Raw genomic sequence first — 17,055 nt, 5'->3', positions numbered from 1 at the left:
GGGATGATTTTTCGTTAAATTACTTCGATTGGTCGATAATGATTGAATATTGGTGTTATAAGATTATGTTCTTTGATAAAAAGAAGTTTTTGGTACCGATTAAAAATTATTTATTCAACCAGCACTAAAGGACGATCAAGAATCCCGACTAGAGAGTTCTTCTTTCATTTTACTTGGCAAGATTTGCATCGTTTCAATGAGGACATTTAACTTTCCTTCAATTCTATGAAGCAAATAAAGTGTCACTACGATAGGAAATCCCACCTCGCTGATGAACGGAAATAACTGCTCCATCCCCTTCCCCTCCTTTCTTTTTTAAAAAAGGTGATCCAAGTCATACAACTTGGACCACCTTTTGACAAATTACATTTCTAGATCATTCACATTTCGTTCTACAACCCTTACCCCTTTTTTCGAGGCTGGTTTACCTACTGCCGATGTAAAGACTTGCTGTGCGATGATGGTATCCATGGAACTTTTTACAGTTTCAACATCAATCGGTTCCTTCGGGTTATCGATAGAAATGGTTAGGTTTTTACCTTGTTCAGAAACAAACAATAATTCTAGTGTTTTAGCCATTCAATATCTCCTCCTTTCTACTAGAATATAAGCCTTTCCTCTTACACCATTAATTGATGTAATTCCTGGCTATCGATGGATAACAACGGATACTCTTGAAGTAAAGCTATTGCATTTCCTGTTGCATAAAGCTGGTCAGGTGTTGCTGTTACGTCAATGTTCGAAAAGCTTTTTCTCTTGAAGATTTGATTTCCTTTTCCGTCCACTCCGCCGTCAAACGTTAATCGTAGTGAATTTGAAACGATTGTTTTCGTTGCCATTTGTATCACCTCCTTCGCACTTGTTATATACTTTCAAGGGCAAAAAGGGGCGTGAGAGAAAAAATTTGTTTCTTTTTTTCATAGAGAGGTAAAAAGGCAGTAGATAAGGTTAAAATAGAATGGTAAGGAAGGAATGGAATTTATATGGATTGGTTTTTGATTGGACTAGCTGCATTACTAGTCCTCTATATATTTGCAAAAAAGAGGACCGATAAAAATGTTCCATTAATTAATTCACCTATAGTGATTGCCCATCGTGGTTCAAGTGGGGCTTGTCCGGAAAACACTTATTCAGCTTTCGATCAAGCTGTTGAAGCAGGAGCGGAAATGATAGAGCTCGACATTCAGCTTTCAAAGGATGGAGAATTAATGGTCATACACGATCGTTTACTGGATCGCACAACGAATGGACAGGGGAATGTTGCTGATTATACCCGGGATGAACTCTTGCAACTAGATGCTGGGGCATGGTTTGATGCAAAATTTTCCGAAGAAAAAATACCTGTCTTACAAGAAGTTTTAGAGAGATACAATGGAAAAATAGGTTTTTTAATTGAGGTAAAATATCCACAGGATCAACCTGGAATAGGAACGAAATTGAGGACAACCTTACAGAATTTTTTAGAAACAAAGGAAGGAAATCACCCTTTAATAGTACAATCCTTCGATGATGCTTTTTTAAGAGATTTCAATAAAATGATGTCCAACATCCAATTAGGGTTATTGATTAGAAAACAGCTAAGTTTAAAGGAAGTAGAACATTTCAGTACCCACATTTCTTACCTTAATCCAAAATATACAGTCGTTACCCCAGGATTCATTAAGATTATCCATAAACACGGTATGAAATGTTTTGTTTGGACAGTGCGATCCAAAAGGATAAAGGAAATCATTCAAAAAATGAATGTTGATGGAATCGCTACAGACTATCCTGAGTGGTATAAGTAAAACAAGGAACCCTGCTTTGTGGGTTCCTTGTTTTGTTTCAGAAACACTGAAAGCTACTAATTTGCCTAGTATCAATTCCGAAGTATACCCATCTGTTTTGCCTTCTTCTCCAACGAAATCCTGCAACGGAATTCCTGCCAATAAAGGTTGGGTAAAACCAGAATGAGCTTCCGTTATTTAGCCAGACATACGTAAATCGGAAAAGGCAACGCCTCATTGCCCCAGGATCGACTGCAAAGGCACTTGGCCCTGACATGGCAGTACTTTGGCTTGGAACGAACGATGGTGGCGGCCCTTGGGGTGCTTGACCTTGCCCTTGCCCTCCCCCTCCGAATGGTGGTTGAGACGGGAATCCTCCCCCTCCAAATGGTGGCTGTGATGGAAAACCTCCTCCTCCAAATGGTGGCTGTGATGGGAAACCCCCTCCTCCAAATGGCGGAAACATCTGTCGATCATCTTGCATTTTATACACCTCACTTCAAATGTTCTCTTTATGTGTATGACACAAACCCAATTTTGGTGAAATGAAACTTTTACCCTTTCCTAACCGTATTAAGGGTTAAGGGAGGAGGAATTGGATGGTGTATGCATTATCAATAGGAGGATTGGCCTTGGTTGTTTCAGCTATTTTTTTAGGAGCATGGACATCGGGTGATCAACAGCGTGCCAATTTCAATTCAGAAACGGAACATGATCGTGATTTTCGGACAAGAGTCGGCTTATGGAGCGGAGGGATCGCCGTTCTTTCCTTTGGAATTGAGGGAATCATTTATTTAATTACAAAATAGAAAAGCTAAATAATTAGTATATATAATGAACTCACTTAAAAACGCAAAAAACAACCGATAGTTTACTAACGGTTGTTTATAAAGTCAAACAGATTTATTTACTACATGAGAAAATAAGGAATAAAGGAATTCTTTTGCGTCTTAAATATTCATCTTCACTTTTGAAATGCGTTTTAATTGGGCTGCATTCTCTAAGGTCTTCTATCTGGAACCCTGCATTTTTTAATAATCGGTAGTAGTCTTCAATGGTTCTATGGTATTTAACAACTTCTTTATCAATCCACGGTTCTATCCGTTCACCAGAATTGAAGTAATCGTCAACTATCCAGTTGGTTCTTTTTGACGAATCAGTAGCTTTCTCTAACGAAGAAGTTAAGAGTGGGTGTTGAACGCTAAATATGAAATGGCCGCTCTTACCTAATGATTTAAAAACCTGATTAAATACTGGGGATAAGTCCTCTAAATAATGAAGTGCCATTCTTGATACGACAAGATCATATTGATTAACTGGATAAACCCAAGTTTCCATGGTAGAATGATATATTTTGCTTGGTGTCCCCTCTAGCACCTTTAAGGCATTGCCAACCATCTTATCTGAGCCTTCTACCCCTTCATAATATGAACAGCCAAGGTCGAATAGTTCTAAGCCAAACCTTGCTTCCCCGCATCCTAAATCAAGCACCTTTTTCCCTTTCACATCTCCAATTAGCTCTAATAAAACAGGCTTCTCAATGATATTATTTGGACTTTCCTCTCTGTTTCTTCTTGCCAAATAACTTTCGAAAAATTCTTCATTATCATAAACAGATGATCCTTTATATTCCATAAAATCTCCCCTTATTACACTGTTCCAGACAAATGAACTTCCTAAGACGTTGACCCAAATGTACTATACAGTATTCTGGAATTTTTTTCATCTAATTTCAGATTATTTTGTTAAGAAGGGTGTCTGAACTTAATCCTAGGACTTACAAACTTTTTTCGCTATCCGAAACAGTCTTATACTATAATGAAAGAAGCATATTCACATAAGGAGTCCTACATATGAAAAAGATGCTTTTCCCATTTTTATTACTTCTTGGTGCCTCGAGCTATGGAGTCCATGCTTCCATGGTTAAACTTGCATTAGATGAAGGTTTCTCTATTCAACATGTGACAGGAAATCAATATTTATTTGGTCTGATCATGCTCCTACTCATGTTGCCATTTTTCAAGAGAATCAAGCCTACAAAAAAAGAGTTAGGTATGCTCATGCTTGTGGGAACTTTTTTAAGCATGACTGGTATCCTGTATGCACTCAGTTTGGAAAGAAATTCAGCATCATTATCCATCATTTTGCTTTTCCAATTTTCATGGATTGGGATTTTACTTGAATCCATTTCAGAAAAAAAGCTCCCTTCGATCGAAAAAGTCGTTGCGATCCTCTTCTTGTTGATAGGAACAGGATTTGCAGGACAATTATTCACAGAAGATATAAGCGATGTATCTATTGACGGTCTTATATATGGTTTATTATCAGCAGTCTGTTTTTCTTTGTATCTATTTGCAGGCGGAAAAGTCGCTAAAAGAATTCCTAGTTTAGAACGTAGTGTTTTCTTGACTATGGGAGGAACCATTTTAGTCCTCCTTGCTTTTAGTCCCGCATTTATATACGACGGTACCCTTTTTGAAACAAGCCTATGGAAATACTCCTTTTTAACTGGACTTTTTGGTGTAGTCTTCCCAGTAGCTTTGTTTGCTATAGCAGCACCTAAAGTGGAGGCAAGCCATGCATCCATCATTGGATCAGCAGAGCTACCTGCATCCATCATTTGTGCGATGATATTTTTACATGAGCATGTTTCAGCACTGCAATGGTTTGGTATTGGTTTGATTGTAATCGGCATCGTCATTCCACAGTTCCGTTTCTCTTCTACACGAAAACATCCAAAACAGGTTTCTGCTTAAATTACGGATTAGGAGTGATAATATGATCAAATTGGAGCCGAAGGATGCCGCACTCGCATTTATCAATAAATATTTCCCTAATTGTCAAGGAGCATTGCTAGCCGGAAGTGTTGTAAGAGGAGAAGCGACTGTTACGTCAGACCTTGATATCATTATTTTTGATAAGAGTATAGCCTCTTCATACAGAGAGGCTTTGATAGAATTTGGTTGGCCAATCGAAGTCTTCGTCCATAATCTACATTCTTACAAAGTATTTTTTGAAAGTGATTATAAAAGAGCTAGACCTAGTAAGCAGAAAATGATTTCAGAAGGTATAATTTTAAAAGATGAAGGTATTCTGGAAGTCATTAAAAATGAAGCAACTCAATTGTTAAATGAAGGACCTGAAGTTTGGTCTGAAGAAACCATTCGAGTAAAAAGGTATTTCATTACCGATACCCTGGACGATTTAATTGGGAGTAATAAAAGAGAAGAAGAGATTTTTATAGCGAACACCCTCGCTGAACTCTTACAAGAATTTGTGTTAAGATCGAATAAGCAATGGATTGGATCCTCAAAATGGATATACCGTGCTTTGAAGCAATTCGATCCAGATTTTGCCGGTGTTTTCGTAGAAACCTTTGATGTATTTTATCGAACAGGAAATAAACAACTAATCATCGAATTAGTTGATAAAGTTTTACAACCTCACGGTGGAAGATTATTTCATGGGTTCACATCAGGTAAAAATAATTAAATGCACAAAAGGAGATGCACATGCATCTCCTTTCGTTTTTTTACTCCCCTTTTAAATTCGACCATACATTGTAAGCGAATACATAAATACCCAAAACGGTAAGGGTAGCTCCTATAGCAATGGCCGCTGTCAATGCTGAATTCCCTGTAAGGATTAATGAAGCAAGCGCTACCATCATAATAGGTAAACCAATATTGTGAAGCCAGAAATGCCACTTAGCTAATTTACTTTTTGCAAGGTTAGGGAACGTATGATAAATGAGTCCTGCTAATGTTAGTGCCGTCCATCCTAGCAAATTTATATGGACATGCACTCCCGCTAATTCATAGTTATGTGCAATAGACATATAATATCCAAGCGAAACACCAATCACAAAATACAAACATGATATTTTGATTAACTTGACACCCATTTTCCCACCTCCTTTTTGCTTATTTCAAGTATATATAGGTGAACACGAATAAAGACCAAGGTAATAGTAAAAAAGAATTAGCGACAATAATCATATATCGCGATTTACATTACGGTATATTCAAGCCTTACTCCGTCAACAATGGAGGTTGAGGTGAGAAAAATGAATGGGATTACTTATATTAACGGAAAATTGAATATCGATGGTGAATTAGGTGATAAAAGTGTCCAAATCCAGTTAAACTCGATTCAGAAATATATAGATGTATTTGGAATCGAACAGGTCACTATCAATCCGTACCAGATTCATAGCCATTATACCCTTCTTCATGCCCTACATCATGACCTTCATAAAAAAGACCAAACCTATGATTATCTGATTACCTACTCATCCAATGCAACCGCTTCTTTTAAACAACTCTACCCTGAGAGATGGGAACAAATCCGCCAATACTTCCAGGAAGTTATTGAAATTGAAGATGCATCCATTGAACAACTTGGATAACTTCCAAAAAGGAAAAGATAATAATTAGAAAAAAGGAAGTGTTGGTTATGCAAAATGAAAATCAAACTATCATTGATGAGCTGAATGGCTTTTTAAAAGGTCAATATATGGGGATACATGCCTATGAACACTTCATCCAAAATACAGACGAACATGATTTAAAAAGAGCATTCCAAAAGATTCAACAAGAACATAAATTTCATACGATGAGGGTTGCGGAGCGCATACAGAATCTTGGTGGGACTCCTGTTACCGATGAAGGAATCGTAGGCACAGTCTCCGATTTCATCAATAAATTCATCACTCCTTCAAATCGAAATGACTTAATTAAAAAAGCGATAGTTGGTGAGGGATACTATGGAATCAGCTTGTCAGAGAAAATGGCACTAGGTGATTTGGATCCTGAAAGCAACAGGATGGTTCAGGAGATTATAGACCGTGATTATAGGCACTTAACGACACTTAATTCATTATTGCATTGAAACCAAGGACCTGGAAGATTTCGGGTCCTTATATTTTTGATACTAATACTTCTATCAATAAGACGAATTTTTCATGGTAATATGGGTATATAACAAATTAAGGAGGGGTATTATGCTTCATCATGTAGAGCTCTATGTACGATCACTCTCTGATTCAAGAAGATTCTGGGGATGGCTGCTAGAAGAATTAGGATACAGTTTATATCAAGATTGGGACCAAGGCTTTAGCTATAAAATGGAGGGTACCTATCTCGTTTTTGTACAAGCAGAGAATCGATTTTTGGATATTCCCTATCATAGATGCAGACCCGGTTTAAACCACCTTGCCTTTTGGGCAAAAAGCCGCGAGGAGGTAGATATATTTACAGAAAAATTAAAACAACAAAACATTACCATTCTATATACAGACAAGCATCCATATGCTGGTGGCCCTTCCCACTATGCGGTGTATTTTGAAGACCCAGATCGAATGAAAGTTGAAATTGTTGCACCTTCCTAATTTCCTATTTTTTGTTTTCAAGAAAAATATTATGAAAAAAAGAAACAATTCCAAGTAACGGTCCGTCTAACCTCTTGAATGCAAATACCATCTTCTTTTTCCGGAAAAAAGAAAGAATACCTTTAAGGAGTGTTACTGAAAATGAAAGATTTATATAAATGGTCTATTAGTATATTGGCAATTTTAATGTTGACTGCTTGCGGCTCAACAGAAGAAACTAAAAAAGAAGCAGCTTCAGATGAAACGGTAACTACGGAGCCAGCAGGTTCGAATACAACCGATGACGAAAGCACTACCGAAGACAACAATACTGATGACAGCACTAATGGAGAAACTGGTGAAGGTTCAGATGCAGAGGGTAGCACTGACTCTGGTTCAGAGACTACTTTACCAACGAAAAAAGAGCTTGATGTGCACGTTGAGGGTCAGGTAGAAAAACGACCAGCCACCTTACAGGAAAGTGAGCTTGGATACTATATTTATGTTTTGGAGAAGTTTAAGCTAGAAGCGGAAGAACCAAACAAGGATATTCTTTCATCTACTTATGATGAATCATTCTTTGCTAGAATTGAGAAACTATCATCCGATTCGGACTTGAATGAAGTGAAGAAAAACCTGCTTGACTCCTATAAGGAGAAAGCTATTGAAGAAGACCCTACCAAACTATACCTAAAGTCTTTCCATGACGCAGAATTTTACATTACAACTAAAGAAGATAAAGATGTACCAACATCAGTTATTTATGTAGGAAAGAAATTTAATGGACACCCATATGTATTGACTATATTCCTCCCTTCAAAAGAAGCAGCGGAAGGTTTGGGGCCAAATATCTGGGCTATGCTAGAAAGTATTCAAAACAAAAAATAATCTCAGACCCTGAAGCGCTTGGCGATTCAGGGTTTTTCATGTAATCTGTGGAATCGTTGCGGTTTTATTTTGATTGATGGTCATTGCACTGATCATGCTATGGATTCGACATTCAAGAGGATCGTTCAACAACCTTACGATCCTTTCTTACCGAACAAATCAAAATATCAAAAAATCTACATACCTATCATTTCTTGATTGGCACTCAATTGTGGTATTCTAGTTGTACGATTTAAAACGAGGTGATTTTTATGGCTGTTTGTGCAAAATGTAATAACACTTTTGATAATAATGAATTAATTTTAACAGATGAATTTAAAGATGAGGCTGGTGTGAAATCATATTGTTCCTCATGTTTCATTGAAGGAGTGAAAACCGGATTCGGACATTATGACATTGGCAGTTGTGGAGTTTGTAACAATCCACTTGTCCTTCAATTCGATGACAAGGAAACGGTTGAACTTGCGAAGGTTGATGGAACTGTCCATTATATTTGCAAAAAAGTACACGATGCCCTTCAACGCGGAAATGAAAATGAATTGAACAAATTAGAAGAAGAAGAGCATGAATTCTTGATTGTATATGCGGTTGAACCGGAAGATGATGAAGAAGATGAAGAATATTAAGAAATCCTGACCAATCCAGCTTTTGGATTGGTTTTTATATTTTCTTGGGTTTGCTCCATCCCCTATAAATTACAAAATGAGAGGTTTACTTTTATAAATTAAAGGAAAAGTAAGGATATGTAAAATTATAGAGGAGGCCTTTGAATGACAAATACAAATGAAAGAGTATTGAAAATTCTAGAAGGAAATAAAGTTGGAACTTTAGCAACAATCCAGAACAATAAACCACACTCACGGTATATGACGTTTTTTCATGATGGATTGACATTATACACAGCAACGAGCAAGAAGACTCATAAAATCGAAGAACTTGAAAAGAATTCTTACGTCCATATTTTGTTAGGTTATACCGGAGAAGGACTTAGTGATTCTTATATTGAATATGAAGGGAAAGCCAAGCTTACTGATTCCAAAGATATCATAGACAAAATTTGGGGTGGGGAATTGGAAAAATGGTTTGAAGGAAAAGATGATCCAAATTTAATGATCCTTGAAATCCAACCTGAATATATTCGATTGATGAATATTGGAGGAGACCCAGAAGAATTACGGTTTTAAAAAACATCCGACAGGTATTGTTCCTGTCGGATGTTTAGGGTTAAACCTTAAACTTTTTGATTAAGTCTTGCATGTTTTCTGCCATTTGAGACAATGACGATGCCGAAGCTGATATTTCTTCCATGGATGCAAGTTGTTCTTCAGTTGAAGCTGAAACAGCTTCTGTACCTGATGCGGTGTTGGCAACGGTACCAGCGATTTCTTTAATGGATGCATCCACTTCCGCTGCACCTGTTGACATGTGCTGGGATGCCTCTGATACTCCCTGGATCCGTTCAGTAACTTGCTCGACAGCTTTGATAATATCGTTAAAGGTGTTACCGGTTTTGTTGACTACCTGTATTCCTTCATTAACTTCTTCTGTACCTATTCTCATAGCACTTTCTGCATTTTGAGATTCTACTTGTATCGTTTTTATCAAGGCTCCTATTTTTTGAGCGGATAATGAGGATTGTTCTGCTAGTTTTCGGACTTCATCTGCTACCACCGCAAATCCCCTGCCTTGCTCTCCTGCACGTGCTGCTTCAATTGCTGCGTTAAGGGCTAAAAGATTCGTTTGATCCGCGATCCCTGTAATGACATCACTGATTTGTCCAATCTCTTGGGAGTGTTTTCCTAAATTTTGAATCACTGCTGCAAGATCATCGATTGTTTTATAAATGGAATTCATTTGGGTAACCGCTTGTTTGATGGACAATTCCCCTTCTTTTGCAAGTCCAGAAGCATTTTCAGATATTTCTGATACAGTTTGCGCACTTTGGGCCACTTGGAATACCTCATCAGATAATGAAGTTACAGCCTTGGAACTCTCCTCGACACTTTGCAACTGCATATCTGTTGTAGATGCGACCTCCTGTATCGTAGAGGCGATATGTTGGGTAGCTAAACTTGTCTGCTCAGAACTTGCCATCAATTGTTCAGCTGAAGCGGCGACTTGTTCCGACGTTAAGCTAACTTCACGAATCAAGCGTGCTAAATTAAACCCCATCGTGTTAAATGATTCAGCCAACTCCCCAATTTCATCCCTATTTTTCACTTCAATCGGATCAATCGTAAAATCACCCTCTGCTACGATACGAACATTTTTATTCAACTCTTGTAACGGACGACGAATATTCCTAGTTAAATACGTTGCTAAAATTATTCCAAGCAATGTCGCCACCGATAGCATGATGATTGTGTTCAATCTAGTGGCTTCATATAACTGCTTACTATCTTTAGCCGCTTTTAGAGCACCCTTTTTGTTGATAATAATAAGTTCCTGGATTTGTTCATCCATTTCATTGAAGATAGCTTCAGATTTTGTATATTGCTTGGATAGCTCCGATCGATTCTCAGGAGCCAATAAGTCCCTAGTCAATGCTATCGTAAGGAAATCCTGATGGAATTTCAAATAATCATGCCAAGCCTTAGTTAAGTCTGCAATCGAATTTTGTTCACTTTTTGAAGTGGTAGAATCACTATATTTTTTCAAAGCTCGATTCATCAATGCTGATGTAATACGAATATCACTATCTAGACGCGTTTTTTTATTTACATCTGATTCTGTTATGTATTTCAATTCAAGAGCTACCATATGTTCAGTCAAATAGTTGATATTATTGATTTCTTCTACTCTTGGAAGCCATTCTTCCGTCATCTCTTCGGACTTTTTGTTCATTTTGTTCATGTTGAACAATCCAATAAGTCCCATCAATAGCATTATCACCATTATAATAGCGAATGAACCTGCAAGCTTAGGTCCTACTTTTAAAAATTTCCTCATAGTGCAATCCCCCTGGATGACAAACTATTTCTGTAAATATAGACCTATTTTAATGGAAACTATTCCTTCTTACAATGATAAATAAGGACTATATCAACTATTATAGAATAAAAAAGTAGAGGCCTTAAATAGGGAAGATCAAAGCCTCTGCTATTGTATATTATTTTTCAGATTACTATTCTTATAGATGTAAATTCAATTTTTATGAATTTTCCCGGTATCCCTTTCGTCATCAAAATCGATTCCTTTGTTACAAAAAAGTCTCAAAAGAATATTCTTTTGAGACTTTACTTTATTCATATAGATGGCAAGCGACATATTGATCTTTTGCTACTTTTTTTAGTTCTGGTTCTACTTCAGCACATGTTGCAGTGGCAAATGGACATCTAGTTCTAAAACGACAGCCACTTGGTAAATCAAGGGGACTTGGCAATTCTCCAGTTATTGGTTCATGAACAGCTTCTTTTGCTAGTCTTGGATCTGGAATTGGAATGGCCGATAGTAAAGCCTGAGTATATGGGTGTAAAGGTTTTTTATACAGTTCAGTACTTGGTGAAACCTCCACTATTTTTCCAAGATACATAACCCCTATCCGATCGGATATATGCTTTACCATGGATAGGTCGTGGGCTACGAACAAATAGGTCAATCCCATTTCTTCCTGTAAATCTTCTAATAGATTAATAACTTGTGCTTGAATCGAAACATCCAAAGCTGAAATGGCTTCATCAGCCAAGATGAATTCCGGATTCACAGATAGTGCCCTGGCAATTCCAATCCTTTGTCGTTGGCCACCACTAAATTCATACGGGAATTTCTCCAGATCCTCTTTCTTCAAGCCAACCTTACCAAGTATTTCAATCATCTTATCTAGCTTTTCTTTTTTCCCTAATTTCATATGGATATCCATAGGTTCTCCTATGATTTCTTCCACGTTCATATACGGATTGAGGGATGAGTATGGATCTTGGAATATCATTTGCATCTTTTTTCGATAGGCTTGCATTTCCTTTGAATGAAGGCTTGAAATATCTACGTTTCGAAACAAAATACTTCCATCAGTTGGGTCATAAAGCCTTGTAATGGTTCTTCCTAGTGTTGATTTTCCGCAACCGGATTCTCCAACCAATCCAAACGTCTCTCCACGATTAATCGTGAAACTTACGTCGTCTACCGCTTTCACAATCTTCCTTTGTCTTGAGAATATGGAGGGCTTGACCGAAAAATATTTTTTTACATTTTTCACTTCAATTAATGTATTCTCATTCATTGGTCTCACCTACCTCATTTGCAATCCAGCATTTAGAACGTTGTGTGGATGAAAATGCTTGATAGGATGGATCTTCGGAAAAGCATTTATTAAATGAAAACTCACAGCGACTTGCAAATGGACATCCTTTTGGCTGATCAGTCAACGATGGTGCAGTACCTTTTATCGGTCTCAACCTTTGCTTCTCTACTTCATTCAATTTTGGGATAGAATTTAGTAAAGCTTTCGTATAGGGATGTTTCGAATCATAGAATATTTCCTCCGCAGTTCCTTCTTCCATGATTTGGCCTGCGTACATAACAATGATGCGACTACAAAGGCTAGCCACTACCCCCAAATCGTGAGTGATAAGAGCGATTGCCATATCGTTGTTTTGTCTTAGAGATTTTAGTAATTGAAGAATTTGAGCTTGAATCGTTACATCTAAAGCAGTTGTTGGCTCATCTGCAATTAATAATTCAGGTTGACAGGCAAGTGCCATCGCAACAAGTACACGCTGCCTCATTCCTCCACTGAACTCATGTGGATACTGGTTCAATCTTTGTTCAGGAGACGGAATGCCAACAGAACGAATAACCTCAACTGCTTCTATTCTTGCCTGCTTCTTATTTAAGCCCCTTATTCGAACGAGTAAGTCAATGATATGATCGCCGACTTTTTTTAAAGGATTTAAAGCGGTCATAGGATCTTGAAAAATCATCGCGATTTCTCTGCCTCTAATTTTTTGCAGGTCTTTTTTTGACATTCCATCGACGTGCTTTCCATTCAGGATAATCTCACCTTCATCGACCTTGGCATTTTGAGGCAATAAACCTAGAATTGATTTCATCATGATGCTTTTACCGCTGCCCGATTCTCCTACAATCCCAAGGACTTCCCCTTTTTCAATCGAAAAGCTGACTCCACGGACTGCTTCTTTTTTTGTATTCCCTTCATAAAATGAGGTTCGCAAATCTCTTATACTCAGTAGCTCTTTAAATAATACCGTTCCATTCATCTAGCTCACCCCCTATTTGCTTTTTGTTTTAGGTTCGACACCTGCTCGGAGTACATCGCCTAATTTATTAAATGAAAATACAGTCAATACAATGAGCATTCCTGGAAGAATGGCCATATAAGGTGCAATTCCTAAATTTCCTTGTGCATTTTGAAGCATACTTCCCCAAGATGAGACTGGCTGCTGTACCCCTAATCCCAAGAAGCTTAACGCTGACTCCATCATGATGGCATTCGCTATGCTGACCGTTGAAGCAACGATGAATGTTGGAAATACTGCAGGAATGATGTGCTTAGTAATGATGGATACTGTAGATTGTCCAGAAACCTTCGCATACAATACATATTCCCTCTCTTTTACAGTCAATGTTTCAGCACGGACTAGTCTCGCTGTCCCCATCCAAGTGAAAAGTCCTATTACCAGTATGATCGCTTTTAAGCCTGGTGTTAGATAAATACTGACAACCGTCACCAGAATCATCCATGGAATGGAGGAAATAACATCTACTAATCTCATTAACAAGCTATCTATTTTCCCACCAAAATATCCGCTTATCGTACCCACCAATACTCCTATGCAAGTTGATATCAACATGGCAAGTATTCCAACAGTCAATGAAACCCTGCCTCCATAGAGCGCCCTTGTCAAATAGTCACGTCCTAATTCATCTGTTCCAAAGAGATGCTCATTACTCGGTGGCATTAACACATTAGTGACATCCACTTGATCTGGTTCAAAAGGAGATAGGAAGGAAAATAAAGATACCAATATGATAAACACTAAAAATACAAATGAAACTAAGGCTGTTTTATTCGAAACAAGCTCCTGTTTAATACCTATTAATCTCCGATTTCTTTTTCTAGCCATCGATTAAGACATCTCCTTTATCCGAGGATCAATGATGACATATAGAATATCTGAAAGTAGGTTGCCGATGATGACTAGCGAGGAAGACAATAACATGACTGCCATTACGACAGGATAATCAAAACCTTGTATCGCTTTTACGAAGTAAGGTCCAATCCCCGGCCACCCGAAAACGGTCTCCGTAACAAAAGCCCCCGTCACTAGGATTGGCAAGCTCATACCTACAATGGTCACAATCGGCAGCAATACATTCCGTAATACATGCTTAAGGAGAATGGCAAATCGAGATTCACCATATGCGGTTTGAACCATCACATAGTCTTCCGTCAATTGCCCAATCGTAGATGAACGGACGTATCTTGTCAGTTCAGGTAAGAAAGCAAGAGTCAACACAGTTACTGGCAAAATTAAATGTAATAGTAAATCGTTGAATGAATCCTCCATTCCTATAGTGTGCATACCTAAAATAGGTAGTAAATTCAATTTATAACCGAAGAAAAAGATTAATATCATGGCAAGCCAGAAGCTAGGAATCGATATACCAATAGAACAAAATCCATCAATCAGTTTATCAGCCCACTTCCCCTTTTTCGTACCTGCCACTAATCCAAGGACAATGGCTAATAGAAGTGCCAACAAATAAGCTGGAAGTACAAGCATTACCGTATTAGGAATCCTTGATATTAAATCGTTAGATATTGACTCATGAGTAACAATTGAATAACCAAGCTCCCCTTTTAATAATCCAGCCATCCAATAGAAATATTGCTCATATGCTGGTTTGTCCAATCCATATTTTTCTTTAATCAATTGGATCGTTTCCTCAGTCATGTTCGGTGTCGTCATTGCATCCACTGCATCATAAGGTGCCAATTGAATCAAAGTGAAACAAATGACAGAAATAAGTACAAGCAATGGAATCGCCTGCAACAACCTTTTACCTATGTATCGAAGCATGATAGTCCCCCCTTCATAATAAGAAAAGCGCAAGCGCCCGTTTAGCGACGTATGGACTGGAGCACTCCGACTGAGATAAAGGAAACACGAAGAACGTTAGTGATTCGATGTTGACTTATCGTAGGGAGGTGGGCGAAGTACACTAGTCGCTGGGCGATGGAGCTAGACACTACTCTAACTTCAAAAATTTCTTACCATGTATAAAGTTTCGAGTGTGTAGAAGATATTTCTCAAAATCTACTTATATACATATTACGGAAAAAACCTTGCCACTAAAAAAAGTGACAAGGTCGGAATTCTAGCAATTACTTAAATAAAAGCTTAGACATATCACCGAATGTATAAACTGGTACTAATCCCGCTCCATCAATTCCAGTAAGATTTGCATCTACAGCAAGAATACGCTTGTTTTCTGTGATTGGATAGAATACAGCATCTTCTAAGATGGTTTTTTGTAACACTTCATAAATCTGTTGTCTTTTTGCTTCATCTGTTTCCACGCGACCTTGGTTAAACAATTCATCAACTTTTGCATTGCTATAATGCATATAGTTCGCTGGACTACCCGTCACAAATAAGGAGTTGAATGAATCTGGATCAATACCCATGATATAACCATTTAAGAACATGTCAAAATCGCTATGCTTTGTTTCAAGTTTTTGGAACATTGCCGCTGCATCCATGCCAACTAGTTCAAGGTTGATTCCAGCTGCTTTTAAGTTCTGTTGCATGACAGCAGCCTGCTTCTGATAGAAAGGATTATTAGAAACATAAGCAAGTTTCAAATTCACTTTTTTGTCTCCAAGAAGTCCCTTTGCTTGATCTATGTTGAAGTCATGTTTATTTACATCTTCTGTATAATAAGTAGCTTTTCTAGGAAGGAAAGAGTAAGCAGGTTCAGCATACTCGTTTGATATATAACTAGCTTGAATCATTTCATCTCGGTTAAGTGCATAAGAAATCGCTTCACGGACCGCTTTATCTTGAACCGTTTTGGAATTCAAATTGAACGCCATGTACCCTACGCGTCCTTCTTCATATGGCTTAATAGCTAGTTTACTATCAGACTCGTATTTTTTTACATCAAATGGAGATACAGCAAGTGCATCTAATTCACCCTTTTGAAGTGCGATACCAGCAGTATTCGGATCAGCTATGATTCTGAATACAACTTTATTAATAGAAGGTGCACCTAAGAAATAATCACCGTTCTTTTCAAATGTTAGGCTTTCTCCTGCTTTATATTCTTTGAATTTGTAAGGACCCGTACCAATTGGATTCGCATTTTTAGGGCTAGTTCCGATATTTGCTTCACCTTCATACACGTGTTTAGGCATGATAAAGATTCCACCAAGAGCTTCCATGGCACTCATACTTACATTTGGAAGAGTAAATTTCACAGTAAAATCGTCCACTTTTTTCACTTTTAGCGGAGTACCATTGAACACTAACTGTCCTCTTGCCCAACCTCCATTTGCTTCGTTCAGCATTTGCTCAAATGTGAAAACTACATCATCTGCTGTAAATGGCTGACCATCATGCCATTTCACATCTTTTCTCAACTTAGCAGTATAGGTCAAAAAGTCTTCTGAGGGTGTCATGCTTTCAGCCAGGAAATATTCCACATCGTCTGCACTATTGTACATATAAAGTGGTGAATAAATGGCTTTAACAGTCATTAACCCATAGCGATCTCCCGTTGTAATTACGTTCACCGCATTACCAGGATCACCATCAATGCCGTAAACTAATGTATCTTGTTTTTTACTTGAGTCTTTATCTGCGTCCTTAGATACCTTTGTATCAGAAGAACATGCTGCCAAAAACACCATTAAGCTTAGTAGTAGCACTGAGACAATACGCCAACTCTTCATTTGTTTTCCCCCTTGTTATGTATGTATCTATTGTTAATAAAAAAACATCAATCCATAGTAAACCGATAAGGATTAATGTTTTACATTTTAGCCAATTTTATCTAGTTGGTCAATATATA

At 37.7% G+C, this 17,055-nt stretch carries 22 protein-coding genes; 10 read left to right on the top strand and 12 right to left on the bottom strand.

The features are described 5' to 3' along the window. Positions 1–135: 135 nt before the first annotated feature. The 3 genes from G3O09_RS14070 to G3O09_RS14060 form a co-directional block, all read right to left on the bottom strand. Positions 136–294 (bottom strand): YvrJ family protein, encoded by a 159-nt coding sequence (locus tag G3O09_RS14070; RefSeq protein ID WP_163102123.1) that lies wholly within the window; start codon positions 292–294, stop codon positions 136–138. 69 nt (positions 295–363) lie between these two features. After that, positions 364–579 carry a DUF2922 domain-containing protein gene (locus tag G3O09_RS14065; RefSeq protein ID WP_163102122.1) on the bottom strand — a complete coding sequence of 72 codons (216 nt, stop codon included), beginning with the start codon at positions 577–579 and terminating at the stop codon, positions 364–366. A gap of 41 nt (positions 580–620) precedes the next feature. Then, a complete protein-coding gene (locus G3O09_RS14060) occupies positions 621–839 on the bottom strand; it encodes a DUF1659 domain-containing protein (protein ID WP_163102121.1) in 219 nt (72 codons plus the stop codon). Between the two features lie 144 nt (positions 840–983). Here G3O09_RS14060 and G3O09_RS14055 point away from each other — a divergent pair, with 144 nt between their 5' ends. After that, positions 984–1,787: a glycerophosphodiester phosphodiesterase gene (locus G3O09_RS14055; RefSeq protein WP_163102120.1), complete on the top strand. Its 804-nt coding sequence runs from the start codon at positions 984–986 to the stop codon at positions 1,785–1,787. A gap of 37 nt (positions 1,788–1,824) precedes the next feature. Here the strand turns inward: G3O09_RS14055 and G3O09_RS14050 are convergent, their stop codons facing one another. Beyond that, on the bottom strand, positions 1,825–2,250 hold the full coding sequence (locus tag G3O09_RS14050; protein ID WP_163102119.1) for a transporter: 426 nt from the start codon (positions 2,248–2,250) through the stop codon (positions 1,825–1,827). Positions 2,251–2,365: 115 nt separating this feature from the next. Here G3O09_RS14050 and G3O09_RS14045 point away from each other — a divergent pair, with 115 nt between their 5' ends. Continuing rightward, positions 2,366–2,575 carry a DUF5316 family protein gene (locus G3O09_RS14045; RefSeq protein ID WP_163102118.1) on the top strand — a complete coding sequence of 70 codons (210 nt, stop codon included), beginning with the start codon at positions 2,366–2,368 and terminating at the stop codon, positions 2,573–2,575. 94 nt (positions 2,576–2,669) lie between these two features. On the opposite strand, the gene G3O09_RS14040 is transcribed toward G3O09_RS14045, so the two are convergent. After that, positions 2,670–3,401: a class I SAM-dependent DNA methyltransferase gene (locus G3O09_RS14040; protein WP_163102117.1), complete on the bottom strand. Its 732-nt coding sequence runs from the start codon at positions 3,399–3,401 to the stop codon at positions 2,670–2,672. A gap of 218 nt (positions 3,402–3,619) precedes the next feature. On the opposite strand from G3O09_RS14040, the gene G3O09_RS14035 reads away from it, so the two are divergent. Together G3O09_RS14035 and G3O09_RS14030 are read left to right on the top strand one after the other, a co-directional pair. Further along, the gene (locus tag G3O09_RS14035) at positions 3,620–4,522 is read left to right on the top strand and encodes an EamA family transporter (RefSeq protein ID WP_163102116.1); all 903 of its coding nucleotides are present in this window, start codon (positions 3,620–3,622) and stop codon (positions 4,520–4,522) included. A gap of 22 nt (positions 4,523–4,544) precedes the next feature. Then, a complete protein-coding gene (locus G3O09_RS14030) occupies positions 4,545–5,258 on the top strand; it encodes a nucleotidyltransferase domain-containing protein (protein ID WP_163102115.1) in 714 nt (237 codons plus the stop codon). 40 nt (positions 5,259–5,298) lie between these two features. On the opposite strand, the gene G3O09_RS14025 is transcribed toward G3O09_RS14030, so the two are convergent. Continuing rightward, positions 5,299–5,670 carry a DUF2871 family protein gene (locus tag G3O09_RS14025; RefSeq protein ID WP_163102114.1) on the bottom strand — a complete coding sequence of 124 codons (372 nt, stop codon included), beginning with the start codon at positions 5,668–5,670 and terminating at the stop codon, positions 5,299–5,301. 153 nt (positions 5,671–5,823) lie between these two features. Between G3O09_RS14025 and G3O09_RS14020 the strand changes: the two genes are divergently transcribed. From G3O09_RS14020 to G3O09_RS13995, 6 genes are all read left to right on the top strand, one after another. Then, positions 5,824–6,174, top strand: a complete 351-nt coding sequence (locus tag G3O09_RS14020) for a hypothetical protein (protein WP_163102113.1) — start codon at positions 5,824–5,826, stop codon at positions 6,172–6,174. A gap of 47 nt (positions 6,175–6,221) precedes the next feature. Then, complete coding sequence (locus G3O09_RS14015; RefSeq protein ID WP_163102112.1) at positions 6,222–6,656, top strand: ferritin-like domain-containing protein; 435 nt, start codon at positions 6,222–6,224, stop codon at positions 6,654–6,656. Positions 6,657–6,768: 112 nt separating this feature from the next. After that, on the top strand, positions 6,769–7,155 hold the full coding sequence (locus G3O09_RS14010; RefSeq protein WP_163102111.1) for a VOC family protein: 387 nt from the start codon (positions 6,769–6,771) through the stop codon (positions 7,153–7,155). 141 nt (positions 7,156–7,296) lie between these two features. After that, positions 7,297–8,022, top strand: a complete 726-nt coding sequence (locus G3O09_RS14005; protein WP_163102110.1) for a hypothetical protein — start codon at positions 7,297–7,299, stop codon at positions 8,020–8,022. Positions 8,023–8,273: 251 nt separating this feature from the next. Then, the gene (locus tag G3O09_RS14000) at positions 8,274–8,648 is read left to right on the top strand and encodes a hypothetical protein (protein WP_163102109.1); all 375 of its coding nucleotides are present in this window, start codon (positions 8,274–8,276) and stop codon (positions 8,646–8,648) included. 144 nt (positions 8,649–8,792) lie between these two features. Next, positions 8,793–9,206, top strand: coding sequence for a pyridoxamine 5'-phosphate oxidase family protein (locus G3O09_RS13995; protein WP_163102108.1), 414 nt, complete (start codon positions 8,793–8,795; stop codon positions 9,204–9,206). Between the two features lie 40 nt (positions 9,207–9,246). On the opposite strand, the gene G3O09_RS13990 is transcribed toward G3O09_RS13995, so the two are convergent. The 6 genes from G3O09_RS13990 to G3O09_RS13965 all read right to left on the bottom strand — a co-directional run bounded on the left by G3O09_RS13990 (position 9,247) and on the right by G3O09_RS13965 (position 16,936). Continuing rightward, entirely contained in the window at positions 9,247–10,971 is a 1,725-nt protein-coding gene (locus G3O09_RS13990) for a methyl-accepting chemotaxis protein (protein ID WP_163102107.1), read from the bottom strand. A 292-nt stretch (positions 10,972–11,263) separates the two neighbouring features. Continuing rightward, on the bottom strand, positions 11,264–12,241 hold the full coding sequence (locus G3O09_RS13985; RefSeq protein WP_163102106.1) for an ABC transporter ATP-binding protein: 978 nt from the start codon (positions 12,239–12,241) through the stop codon (positions 11,264–11,266). Further along, positions 12,234–13,238: an ABC transporter ATP-binding protein gene (locus tag G3O09_RS13980; RefSeq protein ID WP_163102105.1), complete on the bottom strand. Its 1,005-nt coding sequence runs from the start codon at positions 13,236–13,238 to the stop codon at positions 12,234–12,236. Before G3O09_RS13980 ends, G3O09_RS13985 begins: the two co-directional genes overlap by 8 nt. Positions 13,239–13,250: 12 nt before the next feature. Next, a complete protein-coding gene (locus tag G3O09_RS13975) occupies positions 13,251–14,105 on the bottom strand; it encodes an ABC transporter permease (protein WP_163102104.1) in 855 nt (284 codons plus the stop codon). A 3-nt stretch (positions 14,106–14,108) separates the two neighbouring features. Beyond that, on the bottom strand, positions 14,109–15,062 hold the full coding sequence (locus G3O09_RS13970; protein ID WP_163102103.1) for an ABC transporter permease: 954 nt from the start codon (positions 15,060–15,062) through the stop codon (positions 14,109–14,111). A gap of 305 nt (positions 15,063–15,367) precedes the next feature. Then, the gene (locus tag G3O09_RS13965) at positions 15,368–16,936 is read right to left on the bottom strand and encodes an ABC transporter substrate-binding protein (RefSeq protein WP_163102102.1); all 1,569 of its coding nucleotides are present in this window, start codon (positions 16,934–16,936) and stop codon (positions 15,368–15,370) included. Positions 16,937–17,055 lie beyond the last annotated feature (119 nt).

This window comes from Peribacillus alkalitolerans (assembly GCF_010882125.1).
GTDB lineage: Bacteria > Bacillota > Bacilli > Bacillales > DSM-1321 > Bacillus_BN > Bacillus_BN alkalitolerans.
Note: the sequence above shows the minus strand (reverse complement) of the source record. Positions and strands in the feature narration are given on the sequence as shown.